The organism is Streptomyces sp. NPDC032198, from assembly GCF_040636975.1.
GTDB lineage: Bacteria > Actinomycetota > Actinomycetes > Streptomycetales > Streptomycetaceae > Streptomyces.
In genome coordinates, this window is sequence record NZ_JBEZVL010000011.1 from 147,029 (window position 1) to 162,598 (window position 15,570).

Here is a 15,570-nt window from a genome sequence, read left to right on the forward strand (position 1 = left end):
CGTACGTCCCTGAAATCCGCTGCTCAGGCGGCTACTCCACGCCGATCAGGAGCAGCGCCGACTGGCGTCCACCGCGGTAGACCACCGTGTCGACCGCCAGATGCACCTCGCGCACATGCTTCTCCAGGTCGTCGCCGAGGCTGTCCGGCACGTCGTCGCCGAGCACCAGCGTGACCATCTCGCCGCCCGCGGCCAGCATCCGGTCGAGGACGGACCGTGCGGTGCGCGTGGTGTCGTCGCCGATCAGCGCGACATCGCCGTCGATCAGGCCGAGGACGTCCCCGGCCTGGCAGATACCCGCCATGGTCCACGACTGCCGCTCGGCGACGGCCAGTTCGGCGTACCGCGTCGCGCCGGCCGCCGAAGTCATCGCGACGACGTCCTCGTCGAAGCGGCGGTCCGGCTCGTGCACGGCGAGCGCCGCGATGCCCTGGACCGCGGACCGGGTGGGGATCAGCGCGACCCGCACCCCTTCGCTACGGGCCTGTTCCGCGGCGGCGGCAGCGGTGTGGCGCAGCTCGCCGTCGTTCGGCAGGAGCACCACCTCGCGCGCGTGGGCGCGCCGGATCGCGTCGACGAGCTCTCCGCTGGCGGGCGGCTCTCCGGGGCGCGTGGGCACGGTGGTCGCCCCGGCATCGGCGTAGAGCCCGGCGAGCCCCTCCCCCGGTACGACGGCGACGATCCCGCGCTGCACCCGCTCCCGGGGCGGCTGCGCGGCACCCGCGGTGTGCGCGTCGCCCACCCCGAAGTGGGTGATGCGGATGCGGTGGGGCCGCCCCGCCTCGACGCCCGCCTCGATCGCCGCACCGGCGTCGTTCACATGGACGTGGACGTTCCACAGTCCGTCGCCGCCGACGACCACGAGGGAGTCCCCGAGCCCGTCCAGCCGCGTCCGCAGCCGCGCGACGGCCGTGTCGTCGGCCTCCAAGAGGTAGATGACCTCGAAGGCGGGGGCCGCGCCACCGGCCGGGACGTCCTGGCACTCGACGGCCTCCGCGTCGGCGAGCACACCGTCCGCGGCCTCAGCGGCCCTCAGCAGCGGGGACGCGGCCCTCCGCGGCACCGGCTCGCCCGACAGGGCCCCTACGAGCGCCCCGAGTACCGCCACGAGCCCGCGCCCCCCGGCGTCCACCACTCCCGCACGGCCGAGCACCGCGAGCTGTCCCGGAGTCGCGTCCAGGGCCCGGCACGCACCGTCGTAGGCGGCCCGCGCCACCGCCCCGCAGTCGCCGTCGGCCGGAGCGTCGACGCCCGAAGCGGCGTCGGCGGCGGCGGTGGCCACCGTCAGGACCGTGCCCTCCACGGGGTGCGCCACCGCCTGGTAGGCCGCCTCGGCGGCCCGGCGCAGCGCGAGGGCGAGCGCCCTGCCGTCGGCGTGATCAGTGTCACGGTCGACACCGAGGACCTGCGCCATGCCCCGCAGCAGCTGCGACAGGATCGTGCCGGAGTTCCCGCGGGCCCCGATCAGGGCGCCGTGTGCCATCGCCCGCACGGCCTCGGCCAGGGTGGGGTGGGTCGGGTCCAGGCCCGTGAAGGCCGCGTCGACCGCCTGGGACGCCGATTCCACGGTCAGATAGAGGTTCGTTCCGGTGTCCCCGTCCGCGACCGGATAGACGTTGATCGCGTCGATCTCCTCGCGGGCCCCTCCCAGGGCGTCCAGGGCGAGGCCGCACCAGGCGCGCACCGCGACGGCGTCGAGGTTCTGCGGCACCTGCTCGCCTCCTAAGGGCATCCGGAATGGACGCAGCGTAGACCGGGAAGGGCGAAAGGCCCGGGGCGGGGCCGGGGCGAGACATGGTAGTTTCGTTCTATCGAAGCAGTCGTTGTATGCTGCTCCGGTTGCCCGACACACATCGGGCCATTCCTCCTGGCAACGCCACCCACGATCATTGCACTGATCCCGGCATGCCGGGATTACCCGTAAGTGCATCTGAAGTCTTGGAGTGACCCGTGGCTGCCAACTGCGACGTCTGTGGCAAGGGGCCGAGCTTCGGCAACAACATCTCGCACTCTCACCGCCGTACGTCCCGTCGCTGGAACCCGAACATCCAGCGCGTTCGTGCCGTGGTCAGCGGGACGCCGAAGCGGCTCAACGCCTGCACCTCGTGCATCAAGGCCGGCAAGGTCTCGCGCTGACGCAATTCCCCAAGCTCTTAACGAGCAGGGGATGCCCCACTGCGCGGCCACCTAGCTGGTTGCTGAAAGAGCCGGTCCCCCTCGGGGGACCGGCTCTTTCGTGTGCGCAGTACTTACTGCCGAAGTACTTACTTCCCCCGGAACCGCCGGAACCGCCACCCATGATCCACCGGAAGATCCCAAGCGCCTTGCACGCCGAGGGAGTTCTGGATGCCCGCTCCGCCGCCGGAGTCGGAGCCGGCGACGGTCAGGACGCGGGGTGGCGCGTCGGTCACTCCATGTCGCCGTTGTCGCCGAAGTGGTCCCATCCCTTGCTGGTCCAGGGCGCCCCGTCAACCGTCACCTGGGGCAGGGCGGAGGGGTTGAGGACCTCTCCGATGACCTTCCAGCGGGCGGGCAGCTTCACGTCCGGCGGGAACGTCGCCACGATCGCGTGGTCCTCGCCGCCGTTGAGGACCCACTGCAGCGGGTCGACGCCGACGGCCTGGCCGATGTCGTTCATCTGGGAGGGCACGTCGACGTCTCCGGAGCGGATGTCGATGCGCACCTTGCTCGCGTCGGCGATATGGCCGAGGTCGGCGATGAGGCCGTCGCTCACGTCCGTCATCGAGGTCGCGCCGAGGCCTGCCGCCGCGGGGCCCGCGTGGTACGGCGGTTCGGGCCTGCGGTGGGCCTCCACGAAGGCGCGGGGCGAGCGGAAGCCGCGCGAGAGCACCGCGTGCCCGGCGGCGGACCAGCCCAACCAGCCGGTGACGGCGACGACATCGCCGGGCTCCGCGCCCGCGCGCGTGACGGGCTCGTGGTTGCGCAGATCGCCGAGCGCGGTGATCGCGACGGTGATCGTGTCACCGCGTACGACATCGCCGCCCACGACGGCCGCTCCCGCGACCTGGCATTCGTCCCGCAGACCGTCCATGAGCTCGGTGGGCCAGCTGGCGGGGAGTTCGGCGGGCACGACCAGGCCGAGGAGGAGCGCGGTCGGCACGGCGCCCATGGCAGCGATGTCCGCGAGGTTCTGCGCGGCGGCCTTGCGGCCCACGTCGTACGCGGTCGACCAGTCGCGGCGGAAGTGCCGCCCCTCGAGGAGGATGTCGGTGCTCGCCACGACCCTGCGGTCGGGGGCCGACACGACGGCGGCGTCATCGCCCGGGCCGAGCCGGACGGCCGGGGTGGTGGTGAGCCGAGAGGTGAGTTCCCTGATGAGCCCGAACTCCCCCAACTCGCCGACGGTTCCCTTCACCGGGACTCACCATGCCCTTTCACGCTGCTCGGCTTGCGGTCGCGAGCCGTCACTGTCATAGGTACGGTCGATATGACCGTCAACTTCTGTTGCCCGTCCACCGCGATGTGCGCGCCACAGCTCCCCCGGGTCTCCCCGCAGGAAGCGGCGACGCGGTACCGTGGCGTCCCTTCTCCCCACATGATCCTCGTGGCCGCCCTGGAGGTTCCGTGGTACAGGCGTACATCCTGATCCAAACAGAGGTCGGCAAAGCGTCGACCGTCGCCGAGCTGATCGCCAAGATCCCAGGAGTGATCCAGGCCGAGGACGTGACCGGACCCTACGATGTCATCGTGCGCGCCCAGGCGGACACGGTCGACGAACTCGGCCGCATGGTGGTCGCCAAGGTCCAGCAAGTGGACGGCATCACCCGGACCCTGACCTGCCCCGTCGTGCACCTCTAGCCCCCGTCTACCCTTGGCCGGTGAAGATTTCCCGTCGCCGGCGTCGCTGCCTCGTCCCAGCTCCCGTGCTCGCACTGCTGATCGCGTCCGCGGGCTGCTCCTCAGCAGACGAAGCAGTGAAGGCTGCGGTTCCCACCCCGGACGGCAAGGTCACCGAACTGTGCCGAAACCTGGACGAGCGGCTGCCGAAGAAGGTGGACGGTCTGAAGCGTGCCGATCCCGAGCCGAAGTCGGAGTTGACCGCCGGGTGGGGAGACCCGGCGATCATACTGCGCTGCGGTGTCGCCAGGCCGCCCAAGATGAACGATCCCGAGGCCGATGCCGTGACGGTGGACGGCGTCAACTGGCTGCTCGACGAGCAGGACGACGGTTCCTTCCGCTTCACCTCCACGCTGCGCAAGGCGTACGTGGAGGTCACGCTGCCCAAGGAGCGCGCGGGGGACGGCGTGAGTCCGCTGACGGACTTCGCCGCCCCCGTGAAGAAGGCCATCCCCAAGGGGATCGCGTAGGTCGCGTTACCGAGGGCTAGCGCAGCCCCGTGGAGCGGTTGAGCGCTGCCTGGACGAGGCGGTCCACCAGCTCGGGGTAGCTGACGCCGCTCGCTTCCCACATCTGCGGGTACATCGAGATGGGCGTGAAGCCCGGCATCGTGTTGATCTCGTTGATCACGAACCCGTCCTCGGTGAGGAAGAAGTCCGCGCGCACCAGGCCCTCGCAGGACGTGGCCTCGAAGGCGTCGACGGCGAGCCGCTGGATCTCGGCGGTCTGCTCGGGCGTCAGCGGGGCGGGCACGATCCCGGGCGTCGAGTCGATGTACTTCGCCTCGAAGTCGTAGTAGTCGTGCGACTGCACCGGCGGGATCTCGGCGGGCACGCTCGCGCGCGGCCCGTCCTCGAACTCCAGGACCCCGCACTCGATCTCACGGCCGCGCAGGAGCGACTCGACGAGGATCTTGGGGTCGTGGCGGCGGGCCTCCTCGATCGCCTCGTCGAGGCCCTCGAAGGAGTCGACCTTCGTGATGCCCATCGAAGAGCCCCCGCGTGCGGGCTTGATGAACAGCGGCCAGCCGTGCTCGCCGGCGAATTCCGCGATCTTCTTGCGGGCGGTCTGCTGGTCGCGGTCCCACTCGCGCGGACGGATCACCAGGTACGGGCCGACGGGCAGCCCGAAGGAGGTGAACACCCGCTTCATGTACTCCTTGTCCTGGCCGACGGCCGAGGCGAGCACTCCGGCGCCCACGTAGGGCACTCCGGAGAGCTCCAGGAGTCCTTGGAGGGTGCCGTCCTCGCCGTACGGGCCGTGCAGCATCGGGAAGACGACGTCGACTTCACCGAGCGCCTTGGGCACCGAGCCCGGCTCGCTGTAGACGACCTCGCGGTTGCCGGGGTCCAGCGGCATCACGACGCCCCCGTCGGCCGACTCGGCGAGCGCGTCGACGTTGGGCACCTGCCGTTCGGTGATCGCCATGCGGTCGGGATCGTCGGCGGTCAGGGCCCAGCGGCCGTCCGTCGTGATGCCGATGGGCAGGACGTCGTACTTGGTGCGGTCGATGGCGCGCAGCACGGCGCCCGCCGTGACGACCGAGATGCCGTGCTCCGAGCTGCGGCCGCCGAACACGACGGCCACACGCGGCTTGCGGAGCGGCAGCTCAGAGCTCTGCTCGGGGCGCGGCTCGGGGCTCTGGGGGAGGTTCTCGCTGCTCATATCGGCTTGAGGGTACCCGGTGGCCCGGGCAGAGTCAGCGGCGCTCGGGCTTGGCGCTGCGCGACATGAGCTCCTTGAGGGCGACCACCGGCGGCGTGCCCTCGTGCACGATGCCCACGACCGTCTCGGTGATGGGCATGTCGACGCCGTGCCTGCGGGCCAGTTCAAGGACCGACTCGCAGGACTTGACGCCCTCGGCGGTCTGCTTGGTGACCGCGATGGTCTCCTCGAGCGTCATGCCCTTGCCGAGGTTCGTGCCGAAGGTGTGGTTGCGCGACAGCGGCGACGAGCAGGTCGCCACCAGGTCGCCCAGGCCCGCGAGTCCGGAGAACGTCAGCGGGTCCGCGCCCATGGCCAGGCCCAGTCGGGTGGTCTCCGCGAGGCCGCGGGTGATGAGCGAGCCCTTGGTGTTGTCGCCGAGGCCCATGCCGTCCGCGATGCCGACGGCGAGACCGATGACGTTCTTGACGGCGCCGCCGAGTTCGCAGCCGACGACGTCCGTGTTCGTGTACGGGCGGAAGTACGGGGTGTGGCAGGCGGTCTGCAGGCGCTGCGCGATCGATTCGTCGCGGCAGGCGACCACGGCGGCGGCGGGCTGCCTGGCGGCGATCTCGCGGGCCAGGTTGGGGCCCGTGACGACGGCGATGCGGTCGGCGGCGACCTTCGTGACGTCCTCGATGACCTCGCTCATCCGCATCGCGGAGCCCAGTTCGACGCCCTTCATGAGGGAGACGAGCACGGTGTCCGGGGCGAGCAGCGGCGCCCACTGGGCGAGGTTTCCGCGCAGCGTCTGCGAGGGCACGGCGAGGACGGTGAAGTCGGCGCCGGCGGCGGCCTCGGCCGGGTCGGTGGTCGCCCTGACGTTGTCCGGGAGTTCGACACCGGGGAGGTAGTCCGGGTTGCTGTGCGAGGAGTTGACCGCGTCGGCGAGTTCGGCGCGCCGTCCCCACAGGGTGACGTCGCACCCCGCGTCGGCGAGCACCATGCCGAAGGCGGTGCCCCAAGAGCCCGTTCCGAAGACGGCGGCCTTCACCGGGGTCGTCACTTGCTGTCCTCCGTGGTGTTCTCGGGGCTGTTCTCGGGGACGCTGCGGTCCGCCGCCTTGCGGCGTTGCGCCAGCCGCGCCTTGCGCGGGTCGTACGGGGTGTCGGGGGCCTTCTCCTGCCGGATCTCCTCAAGGAGTTCGGTGACCGCGGCCATGATGGTCTCGGTCACCTCCCGCAGGACCTCGGGGGTGGGTTCCTTGTCGTGGAAGCGCGAGAGGTCGACCGGCTCGCCCGCGAGCACCTGGAGCTTCTTGCGCGGGAAGAGGCTGAGCTTCTTGCTGTACGGGGGGAGCGCGAGGTTGGCGCCCCACTGCGCGACAGGGACCACCGGGCACTTGGTCCGCAGGGCGACCCGTGCGGCGCCGGACTTGGCCGTCATCGGCCACATCTCGGGGTCCCGGGTGAGGGTGCCCTCGGGGTAGAACGCCACGCACTCGCCGCGCTCGATCGCGTCGACCGCGGCACGGAAGGCGTCGAGCGCGTTCGTGGTCTCGCGGTAGACGGGGATCTGGCCCGTGCCCTTCATGACCTTGCCGACGAACCCGTCCTTGAAAAGGCCGTCCTTTGCCAGGAAACGCGGCACTCGTCCGGTGTTGTACTGAAAATGTGCGTACGAGAGCGGGTCGATATACGAGTTGTGATTCACGGCGGTGATGAATCCACCGTCGGCCGGAATGTGTTCCATTCCCCGCCAGTCCCGCTTGAAGAAAACCACCAGCGGCGGTTTGGCGATGACCGCCGCCAGGCGGTACCAGAAGCCGATTCTGCGGCGGGACACTCGGACACCTTCCTCCATGAACCTGGTCGGCCGCACAAGTGGCGCCCCAGGCTGCCTGTCTGTCGAGAACACCGTACGCCCACCCGTCTCCCACCACCGCCCCTGTAAAGAGGCGCTGCACGCCACCCCTTCTGGCCCCGGAACCCGGCCCCGGTAGTGCCCCGCTCAGCAGGTCACAATGGGCCCGACGCGAAGGACGGAGCCGCCACCCGTGCAGTGGACCCTGGTGATACCCCTGAAACAGCTGGAGCGCGCCAAGAGCAGGCTCACCGCCACCACCGGCGACACGCTCCGCCCGGGCCTCGCCCTGGCCTTCGCCCAGGACACCGTGGCCGCCGCGATGGCCTGTCGGGCGGTGCGGGATGTGGTGGTCGTCACGGACGACGGCCTCGCCGGGCGCGAGCTGGCGGCCCTCGGGGCCCGGATCGTCCGTGACGAGCCCGTGGGAGGCCTCAACGCCGCTCTGGCGCACGGAACAGGTGTAGTACGCACCGAACGGCCCGAATCGGCCGTCGCGGCGCTGAATGCCGATCTTCCCGCACTGCGCCCCCTGGAATTGGCCCGCGTGCTCGACAGCGCGGCCCAATTCCCCCGCTCATTCCTTCCTGATGCCGCAGGAATCGGTACGACACTGCTGTCGGCTGCCCCCGGCGTGGAATTGCGCCCCGCATTCGGGGCGGCGTCCCGTTCCCGGCACACGGCCTCGGGGGCGGTGGAACTTCCGCTCGACGGTGTCGACTCCGTACGCCAGGACGTGGACACCGGCGACGACCTGCGGACCGCGCTCGCGCTGGGCGTGGGGCCGCGCACGGCGACGGCTGCCGCACGGCTGCTGATCGCCGACTGAGTACGCTTCCCCCATGCAGGCGACCGCGTACACGTACGACTCCGAGACCCGCAGCGGCAGCGTGCTGCTCGACGACGGCACTCCGGTGCCCTTCGACCCCCCGGCGTTCGACGCGGGCGGCCTGCGGCTGCTCAGGCCCGGCCAGCGGGTGCGGATCGAGGTCGAGGGAGAGGGCGAGCAGCGCCGCGTCACGCTGGTGACGCTCCAGACGTTCTGAGCCGGCCCTCCGCAGGGCCCCGCACACGCCGCGGGCCGGGCTCCCGGTGGGGAGCCCGGCCCGGCGCGTGAGTGCCCTCGTGCCCTTACTTCTTGCGGGCGGTCGCCTTCTTGGCGGTGGTCTTGCGCGCCGTCGACTTCTTGGCGGGCGCAGTCTTCTTGGCGGTGGCCTTCTTGGTGGCCGGCGCGGTCTTCTTGGCGGTGGCCTTCTTGGCGGGAGCGGCCTTCTTGGCCGTCGCCTTCTTGGCCGTGGCCGCCTTCTTGGCCGTCGCCGTCGCCTTCTTGGCGGTGGTCTTCTTGGCGGTCGCCTTCTTGGCCGTCGCCGTCGTCTTCTTGGCGGTGGCCTTCTTGGCGGTGGCTGCCTTCTTCGCCGTCGCCTTCTTGGCGGTGGCCTTCTTGGCCGCGGCCTTCTTGACGGTCGCCGAAGCACTGCCGCCCGAAAGGCTGCCCTTGGGCGCCTTCTTGACCGCGACGTCGTTCTTCGGGAGCTTCTTCGAGCCGCTCACCAGGTCCTTGAAGCCCTGACCGGCGCGGAAGCGCGGAACCGAGGTCTTCTTGACCCGAACGCGCTCCCCGGTCTGCGGGTTGCGGGCGTAACGGGCCGGACGGTCAACCTTCTCGAACGAGCCGAACCCGGTGACCGAAACACGGTCTCCGCTGACCACGGCACGGACGACTGCGTCCAGAACCGCGTCCACGGCGTCGGCGGCCTGCTGGCGGCCGCCCACCTTGTCGGCAATCGCTTCTACGAGCTGCGCCTTGTTCACGTCTTCCCCTTCGGAGACCTCGCCCGAGCGTATTCGCCAGGCTTTTTCGCACGTTAGGCAGATATATACCGCAAATCAAACACGAAACGGGCTAATCACCCTTGTGCCGCAACGAACTCGGCTGTCCATGAGTTCCTCGAGGGTTCCTCGAAGGGCCGTTTGAGCCTTGTGGCTCAGGCGTCTTCGGGGAATCGGCCCTCATCAGCCTGGTCGAGGGACTCCTTGAATCGCTCCAGACGCCTTGCCGCATCGGCGAGATCGTGTTTGGCCGCGGCCGTAATGACCAGCAGCTTCCGGGTCAGCGCCATCCGTACGCCCTCCGGGACTTGCAGTGCACGCACTCGTGAGTGCGCTTCCTTCAGTTGGTCCGCAACAAGCCCGTAGAGCTCGAGTTGGCTGTCACGTTCCATGCACCGATTGTGCCATCTGGGGCGAGTTGTCGCCTCCGCAGGGGGTAACTACCCACATCCGGCGCCCTCCTGAGGGTACCCGGTCAGAGCGAGTACAAGGGGATTTCAAGCCTCTTCTGCCGTCCGAATCAAGGGAGTTGAGACCACCCGTTCAGGTCATCGGGCACCCCGCCGGGCCCGGACACAGATGTACCCCCAACCGTCCACGATTGGGGGTACACCGGGGTGTTGCGGGGGCGTCAGACCTGCACGGTCCGCGGCTTGTGCGAGCGTCGCTCCGCCTCGTACGCGGCGATGTCCGGCTCGTTCTGGAGCGTGATGCTGATGTCGTCCAGGCCGTTCAGGAGACGCCAGCGGGCGTTCTCGTCGAGCTCGAAGTCGGCGGTGACGCCTTCGGCGCGGACTTGGCGATCCTGCAGGTCAACGGTGATTTCGGCCTGCGGGTCGGCCTCCGTCAGCTCCCAGAGCGCGTCCACGACCTTCTGGTCGAGCACGACGGTGAGCAGGCCGTTCTTCAGCGAGTTGCCGCGGAAGATGTCGGCGAAGCGCGAGGAGATGACGGTCTTGAAGCCGAAGTTCTGCAAGGCCCATACGGCGTGTTCGCGCGAGGAGCCCGTTCCGAAGTCGGGACCGGCGACCAGGACCGTGGCGCCCTGGCGTTCGGGCTTGTTCAGGATGAACTCGCCGTCCTTGCGCCAGGCCTCGAAGAGCCCGTCCTCAAATCCGTCCCGGGTGACCTTCTTCAGCCAGTGGGCGGGGATGATCTGGTCGGTGTCCACGTTGCTGCGGCGCAGCGGAACGGCCCGGCCGGTGTGCGTGGTGAATGCTTCCATGGCTGTCAGACTCCGGCGGTGACGGGGGCGTCAGGGGCATCGGTCAGGTCGGCGGGCGAGGACAGGTGGCCCGTCACCGCGGTGGCGGCGGCGACCTGCGGCGACACCAGATGGGTGCGGCCGCCCTTGCCCTGCCTGCCCTCGAAGTTGCGGTTGGAGGTCGACGCGGAGCGCTCGCCGGGCGCCAGTTGGTCGGGGTTCATGCCCAGGCACATCGAGCAGCCCGCGTGCCGCCATTCGGCGCCCGCGGCGACGAAGACCTTGTCCAGGCCCTCCTCGATGGCCTGCAGGGCGACCCGGACCGAGCCGGGGACGATCAGCATCCGTACGCCGTCGGCGACTTTGCGGCCCTCGACGATGGAGGCGGCCGCACGCAGGTCCTCGATGCGGCCGTTGGTGCACGAACCTACGAAGACGGTGTCGACCTTGATGTCGCGCAGCGCCTGCCCGGCGGTCAACCCCATGTATTCCAGGGCCTTTTCGGCGGCGAACCGCTCCGACGCGTCTTCGTACGAAGCAGGATCGGGGACGTTCGCCGAGAGCGGCGAGCCCTGGCCCGGGTTGGTGCCCCAGGTGACGAACGGCGCGAGCTTGGTGGCGTCGATGTAGACCTCGGCGTCGAAGACCGCGTCCTCGTCCGTCTTCAGGGTCTTCCAGTACGCGACCGCCGCGTCCCACTCCTCGCCCTTCGGGGCGTGGTCGCGGCCCTCGATGTAGTCGAAGGTGGTCGCGTCGGGGGCGATCATGCCCGCGCGGGCGCCGGCCTCGATCGACATGTTGCAGATGGTCATGCGGGCTTCCATCGAGAGTTTCTCGATGGCGGAGCCGCGGTACTCCAGGACGTAGCCCTGGCCGCCGCCGGTGCCGATCTTGGCGATGATGGCGAGGATCAGGTCCTTGGCCGTGACACTGTCGGGCAGTTCGCCGTCGACCGTGATGGCCATCGTCTTCGGGCGGGCCATCGGCAGCGTCTGCGTGGCCAGGACGTGCTCGACCTGGGAGGTGCCGATGCCGAACGCCAACGCGCCGAAGGCGCCGTGCGTGGAGGTGTGGGAGTCGCCGCAGACCACGGTGGTGCCGGGCTGGGTCAGGCCCAGCTGCGGGCCCACCACGTGGACGACGCCCTGCTCGACGTCGCCCAGCGAGTGCAGGCGTACGCCGAACTCGGCGCAGTTCTTGCGCAGCGTCTCCAACTGGGCCCGCGAGACGGGGTCCGCGATGGGCTTGTCGATGTCGAGGGTCGGGGTGTTGTGATCCTCGGTGGCGATGGTGAGGTCGAGGCGCCGCACCGGGCGTCCCGCCTGGCGGAGGCCGTCGAAGGCCTGCGGGCTCGTCACCTCGTGCAGCAGGTGCAGATCGATGAAGAGGAGGTCGGGCTCGCCTTCGGCGCGCCGGACGACGTGGTCGTCCCAGACCTTCTCCGCGAGTGTCCTACCCATCGCTTTCCCTCCGACCGGCTGTGTTGGCGCCGGCCCAACTAGAGAATTGTTCGTCCACGCCCGTACCCCTCGTGCCGCGCGTGGGCCGCTTTCCGTTGGTCCGCGGATCGCACTCACAGGGTGACGTGTTCCATGGAAAATTGAACTTGCGTTTCACAGAGTGAGACGCGAGTATCGACGCATGGACAACTCTAGCGGCGTCGGCGTTCTCGACAAGGCGGCTCTCGTCTTGAGCGCCCTGGAGTCCGGTCCGGCCACCCTCGCGGGGCTGGTCGCGGCCACCGGACTCGCACGACCCACGGCACATCGTCTCGCCGTGGCACTGGAACACCACCGGATGGTGGCGCGCGACATGCAGGGCCGTTTCATTCTCGGCCCGCGGCTCGCGGAACTCGCGGCAGCGGCCGGCGAGGACCGTCTGCTCGCCACGGCGGGCCCGGTCCTCACGCATCTGCGCGACGTGACGGGCGAGAGCGCGCAGCTCTATCGCCGGCAGGGCGACATGCGGATCTGCGTCGCCGCGGCCGAGCGCCTCTCGGGCCTGCGGGACACGGTCCCCGTCGGCTCGACGCTCACCATGAAAGCGGGCTCGTCCGCGCAGATCCTGATGGCCTGGGAGGAGCCGGAGCGCCTGCACCGCGGCCTCCAGGGCGCCCGCTTCACGGCCACGGCCCTCTCGGGCGTACGGCGCCGGGGCTGGGCCCAGTCGATCGGCGAGCGTGAGCCGGGCGTCGCGTCCGTCTCCGCCCCCGTGCGCGGACCCTCGAACCGTGTGGTCGCCGCCGTCTCGGTCTCCGGACCGATCGAGCGCCTGACCCGCCACCCGGGCCGGATGCACGCGCAGGCCATCATCGACGCCGCCGGGCGCCTGTCCGAGGCCCTGCGCCGCACGGGCTGACCCGCACGCACCACTCCCGGACAGCACGCAGAACGCCCGAGGGGCCGCCTCAACGCCGCGGCGGCCCCTCGGGCGTTCTTTTCTTGTCCCCTCCGGCCTGTCCCTCAGGCTTGTCCCCTCAAGACACCTTGAGGCGGTCCGCGGCCCTGTCTCCCCTGCGACCCACCGGCACCACGCCGACAGCCGCACCCAGGCCGAACTCCGGCATGTTGATGTAGACCGCCTCATGGGCGCCCTCGGGCACGACATACGTCTCGTGCCAGAAGCCGACCTTGCCCTTGCCCTCCCGCACCCGCCGGTTGAAGGCGGCCCAGGCGGGGCGGTGCTCCTTGTCCTGCGCGGACGCGTAGGCGAGCAGCTTCTCCGAGGACTCCCAGTACTGCACGACGTACAGGACCCGCGTCCCGCCGAACAGCAGCTGGTAGCCCAGCATCCCGCTCTCCCGGTCCTTGGACAGCTCCCTGAGCATCCTCGGCATCGCCCGGAAGACGGGCCACCAGCTGCGCACAGCGCGGAAGTTGTTGATGCGCATCCCGATGTTGAAGACGGTGACGCCGCCCTGCGCGTCGGCGGTCATGCGCCCTTCGATCGGCTTGCTGCTCACGATGGTTCCCCCTCCAGAGAGCGTTGGATAGTTTCGCTATCCATGATTGGATAGTGCCACTCACCAAGTGGATACGCAAGAGGGGACGCGAGCCGATGAGACTGGCGGAGCTGAGCACGCGCAGCGGGGTCTCGACGGCCACGATCAAGTACTACCTGCGCGAGGGCCTGCTCCCGTCGGGCCGCCGCGTGAGCGCGACGCAGGCCGAGTACGACGAGAAGCACCTGCAGCGGCTGCGCCTGGTGCGGGCGCTCATCCAGGTGGGCCGGGTGCCGATCGCGTCCGCCCGGGAGGTGCTCACCGCCCTGGAGGACGACTCCCTGGACCACAACTCCCGTCTGGGGACGGCGGTCTACGCACTCCCCCACGGGCCCGAGCCCGTCGAGGGCGATCCCGCGACGGAGGCGGCGGAGCGAACGGTCGACGCCCTGCTGGAACGGATCGGCTGGCGGTACGGCCAGAGTTCGGGTCCTCGATCACCGGCGTACGGCATGCTCGTGACCGCGGTCGCGACGCTCGCCAGGCTCGGATACCCCTGCGCCGTCGACGACTTGGCGCCGTACGCGCGCTCGGCGGGCCAACTCGCCGTCGCCGACCTGGATTTGGTGGAACGCTTCGAGTCCCCCGACGAACAGTTGGAGGCGGCGGTCGCACTCACCGTGCTGTACGAGCCGGTCCTGCTGAGCCTGCGCAGGCTCGCCCAGGCCGAGGAGTCCAACCGCCGCTACGGGCAAGAGGGTTCACCGGAGCAGACATGACGGCGGACACGACTGGCGGGCACGACGAAGGGGCCCTCCCTTACGGGAAGGCCCCTTGTCCATTCGCGTACCCCCGACCGGATTCGAACCGGCGCTACCGCCTTGAGAGGGCGGCGTGCTAGGCCGCTACACAACGGGGGCTAGCTTGTCCTGCTGTACTGCTTTGTCCTGTCGTGCTGCGCTGGGCTACCAGGACTCGAACCTAGAACAACGGAACCAGAAACCGTCGTGTTGCCAATTACACCATAGCCCACTGTGGTCTAGACCAGCCAGACCCTGCGTACCCCCGACCGGATTCGAACCGGCGCTACCGCCTTGAGAGGGCGGCGTGCTAGGCCGCTACACAACGGGGGCCCTAGCGATCCTGCATCGGCTGCAGTGGGTGCGACCCGGACTGCTTCCATGGGAAGGATCTGTACCCCCGACCGGATTCGAACCGGCGCTACCGCCTTGAGAGGGCGGCGTGCTAGGCCGCTACACAACGGGGGCGTTGCAGATAAGCTCTGCGAGCTGGCCTACCAGGACTCGAACCTAGACTAACGGAACCAGAAACCGTCGTGCTGCCAATTACACCATAGGCCATCGATACGCAACCCCTTGCAGGAGTTTTGCTCGACTTGCGCTTCCTGTTCGGACCTTTCGGCCTTCTCGGGCGGCGCAGGAAGAACATTACCCGACGTTGGACGGCGCTCCAAAACGGGTATCGGCGCGGAGCAGCGGGGGGAGCTCGGAGAGGCACGTGATGCGGTGCACGCCCGACGGGCCTTCCTGCGCCGTGCTGTTGCGGTCGAGCCAGATCCCGAGGAGACCCGCGTCGCGCGCGCCCCTGGCGTCGATCTCCGGCTGGTCCCCCACGTAGGCGATCTCGTCGGGCCGCAGCCCCATCGCCGTGCACACCGCGAGGAATGCCTCGGCCGCGGGCTTGGAGACGCCGAGTTCGGCCGCGCAGAGGACCGCTTCGAAGCGGTCGCGCACGCCGAGGGCGCGCAGCTTGCGGTCCTGGACGATCAGGGCGGAGTTGGAGAGGACCGCGTGGCGGTAGTCGCCGGCGAGGGCGTCCAGGGCGGGGACGGTGTCGGGGAAGAGGGTCCAGGCGGATTCGTAGTGTGTGAGGTATCGCTCGAACCAGGCGTCCGCCTCCTGGTCGGTCAGCACGGCGTCCAGGAAATCGCGTACGCGGTCGCGGCGCTGGGCCTCGAACTCGATCCCGCCTGCGCTGAAGCGTGCCCAGTGCCGCTCGGTGACCTCTTTCCACAGGGCGAGGGCCCGCTCCGCGGTCTCGTACCTCTCGATGAGCCCTTCGGCGGTGAGGTGCGCGTGCATGCCGGTGGTGTCGGCGTGCGCGTAATCGAAGATCGTGTCGTCGATGTCCCAGACCACGGCTTTGATCGGCATGTCTTCGACGGTATGCGAAGGACCCGGGAGCCGTTGGGGCTTCCGGGTCCTTCGTG

At 69.6% G+C, this 15,570-nt stretch carries 18 protein-coding genes and 5 tRNA genes; 7 read left to right on the plus strand and 16 right to left on the minus strand.

What is annotated here, in order from left to right; translation table 11 throughout:
- Positions 1 to 31: 31 nt before the first annotated feature.
- Positions 32 to 1,732, minus strand: a complete 1,701-nt coding sequence (locus AB0E78_RS28465) for a DAK2 domain-containing protein (RefSeq protein WP_361838113.1) — start codon at positions 1,730 to 1,732, stop codon at positions 32 to 34.
- 218 nt (positions 1,733 to 1,950) lie between these two features.
- On the opposite strand from AB0E78_RS28465, the gene rpmB reads away from it, so the two are divergent.
- A complete protein-coding gene (gene rpmB, locus AB0E78_RS28470) occupies positions 1,951 to 2,136 on the plus strand; it encodes a 50S ribosomal protein L28 (RefSeq protein ID WP_160507429.1) in 186 nt (61 codons plus the stop codon).
- A gap of 271 nt (positions 2,137 to 2,407) precedes the next feature.
- Here the strand turns inward: rpmB and AB0E78_RS28475 are convergent, their stop codons facing one another.
- Positions 2,408 to 3,376, minus strand: coding sequence for a thiamine-phosphate kinase (locus AB0E78_RS28475; RefSeq protein ID WP_361838116.1), 969 nt, complete (start codon positions 3,374 to 3,376; stop codon positions 2,408 to 2,410).
- 209 nt (positions 3,377 to 3,585) lie between these two features.
- Here AB0E78_RS28475 and AB0E78_RS28480 point away from each other — a divergent pair, with 209 nt between their 5' ends.
- The gene (locus AB0E78_RS28480; RefSeq protein ID WP_351165332.1) at positions 3,586 to 3,819 is read left to right on the plus strand and encodes an Lrp/AsnC ligand binding domain-containing protein; all 234 of its coding nucleotides are present in this window, start codon (positions 3,586 to 3,588) and stop codon (positions 3,817 to 3,819) included.
- A gap of 20 nt (positions 3,820 to 3,839) precedes the next feature.
- A complete protein-coding gene (locus AB0E78_RS28485; RefSeq protein ID WP_361838119.1) occupies positions 3,840 to 4,328 on the plus strand; it encodes a DUF3515 domain-containing protein in 489 nt (162 codons plus the stop codon).
- 16 nt (positions 4,329 to 4,344) lie between these two features.
- Here AB0E78_RS28485 and AB0E78_RS28490 read toward each other — a convergent pair whose 3' ends face one another.
- From AB0E78_RS28490 to AB0E78_RS28500, 3 genes are read right to left on the minus strand one after another with little or no spacing between them, the layout of a single operon-like run.
- Positions 4,345 to 5,523, minus strand: a complete 1,179-nt coding sequence (locus tag AB0E78_RS28490) for a D-alanine--D-alanine ligase family protein (protein ID WP_361838122.1) — start codon at positions 5,521 to 5,523, stop codon at positions 4,345 to 4,347.
- A 34-nt stretch (positions 5,524 to 5,557) separates the two neighbouring features.
- Positions 5,558 to 6,568 carry an NAD(P)H-dependent glycerol-3-phosphate dehydrogenase gene (locus AB0E78_RS28495; protein WP_361838124.1) on the minus strand — a complete coding sequence of 337 codons (1,011 nt, stop codon included), beginning with the start codon at positions 6,566 to 6,568 and terminating at the stop codon, positions 5,558 to 5,560.
- A complete protein-coding gene (locus tag AB0E78_RS28500; RefSeq protein WP_361838127.1) occupies positions 6,565 to 7,347 on the minus strand; it encodes a lysophospholipid acyltransferase family protein in 783 nt (260 codons plus the stop codon). Before AB0E78_RS28500 ends, AB0E78_RS28495 begins: the two co-directional genes overlap by 4 nt.
- Before the next feature lie 211 nt (positions 7,348 to 7,558).
- On the opposite strand from AB0E78_RS28500, the gene cofC reads away from it, so the two are divergent.
- A complete protein-coding gene (gene cofC / locus AB0E78_RS28505) occupies positions 7,559 to 8,194 on the plus strand; it encodes a 2-phospho-L-lactate guanylyltransferase (RefSeq protein ID WP_361838129.1) in 636 nt (211 codons plus the stop codon).
- 13 nt (positions 8,195 to 8,207) lie between these two features.
- Positions 8,208 to 8,411: a hypothetical protein gene (locus AB0E78_RS28510; protein ID WP_361838132.1), complete on the plus strand. Its 204-nt coding sequence runs from the start codon at positions 8,208 to 8,210 to the stop codon at positions 8,409 to 8,411.
- A gap of 85 nt (positions 8,412 to 8,496) precedes the next feature.
- On the opposite strand, the gene AB0E78_RS28515 is transcribed toward AB0E78_RS28510, so the two are convergent.
- The 4 genes from AB0E78_RS28515 to leuC form a co-directional block, all read right to left on the minus strand.
- Positions 8,497 to 9,177 carry an HU family DNA-binding protein gene (locus AB0E78_RS28515; protein ID WP_361838135.1) on the minus strand — a complete coding sequence of 227 codons (681 nt, stop codon included), beginning with the start codon at positions 9,175 to 9,177 and terminating at the stop codon, positions 8,497 to 8,499.
- 173 nt (positions 9,178 to 9,350) lie between these two features.
- The gene (locus AB0E78_RS28520) at positions 9,351 to 9,587 is read right to left on the minus strand and encodes a hypothetical protein (protein ID WP_361838138.1); all 237 of its coding nucleotides are present in this window, start codon (positions 9,585 to 9,587) and stop codon (positions 9,351 to 9,353) included.
- Between the two features lie 239 nt (positions 9,588 to 9,826).
- Entirely contained in the window at positions 9,827 to 10,420 is a 594-nt protein-coding gene (gene leuD / locus AB0E78_RS28525) for a 3-isopropylmalate dehydratase small subunit (protein ID WP_361838141.1), read from the minus strand.
- Between the two features lie 5 nt (positions 10,421 to 10,425).
- Complete coding sequence (gene leuC / locus AB0E78_RS28530) at positions 10,426 to 11,859, minus strand: 3-isopropylmalate dehydratase large subunit (RefSeq protein WP_361838144.1); 1,434 nt, start codon at positions 11,857 to 11,859, stop codon at positions 10,426 to 10,428.
- A gap of 181 nt (positions 11,860 to 12,040) precedes the next feature.
- Between leuC and ndgR the strand changes: the two genes are divergently transcribed.
- Positions 12,041 to 12,757: an IclR family transcriptional regulator NdgR gene (gene ndgR / locus AB0E78_RS28535; RefSeq protein WP_053137572.1), complete on the plus strand. Its 717-nt coding sequence runs from the start codon at positions 12,041 to 12,043 to the stop codon at positions 12,755 to 12,757.
- 118 nt (positions 12,758 to 12,875) lie between these two features.
- Here ndgR and AB0E78_RS28540 read toward each other — a convergent pair whose 3' ends face one another.
- The gene (locus tag AB0E78_RS28540; protein ID WP_361838478.1) at positions 12,876 to 13,334 is read right to left on the minus strand and encodes a DUF4188 domain-containing protein; all 459 of its coding nucleotides are present in this window, start codon (positions 13,332 to 13,334) and stop codon (positions 12,876 to 12,878) included.
- A gap of 122 nt (positions 13,335 to 13,456) precedes the next feature.
- Here AB0E78_RS28540 and AB0E78_RS28545 point away from each other — a divergent pair, with 122 nt between their 5' ends.
- Complete coding sequence (locus AB0E78_RS28545; RefSeq protein WP_361838147.1) at positions 13,457 to 14,119, plus strand: MerR family transcriptional regulator; 663 nt, start codon at positions 13,457 to 13,459, stop codon at positions 14,117 to 14,119.
- A gap of 68 nt (positions 14,120 to 14,187) precedes the next feature.
- On the opposite strand, the gene AB0E78_RS28550 is transcribed toward AB0E78_RS28545, so the two are convergent.
- From AB0E78_RS28550 to AB0E78_RS28575, 6 genes are all read right to left on the minus strand, one after another.
- Positions 14,188 to 14,260, minus strand: a tRNA-Glu gene (locus AB0E78_RS28550).
- 40 nt (positions 14,261 to 14,300) lie between these two features.
- Positions 14,301 to 14,372: transfer RNA gene (locus AB0E78_RS28555), tRNA-Gln, on the minus strand.
- A 28-nt stretch (positions 14,373 to 14,400) separates the two neighbouring features.
- A tRNA-Glu gene (locus AB0E78_RS28560) sits at positions 14,401 to 14,473 on the minus strand.
- 62 nt (positions 14,474 to 14,535) lie between these two features.
- Positions 14,536 to 14,608 (minus strand) — tRNA-Glu (locus AB0E78_RS28565).
- Positions 14,609 to 14,629: 21 nt separating this feature from the next.
- Positions 14,630 to 14,701: transfer RNA gene (locus tag AB0E78_RS28570), tRNA-Gln, on the minus strand.
- Between the two features lie 87 nt (positions 14,702 to 14,788).
- A complete protein-coding gene (locus AB0E78_RS28575; protein ID WP_361838150.1) occupies positions 14,789 to 15,514 on the minus strand; it encodes an HAD family hydrolase in 726 nt (241 codons plus the stop codon).
- Between the last annotated feature and the right edge of the window lie 56 nt (positions 15,515 to 15,570).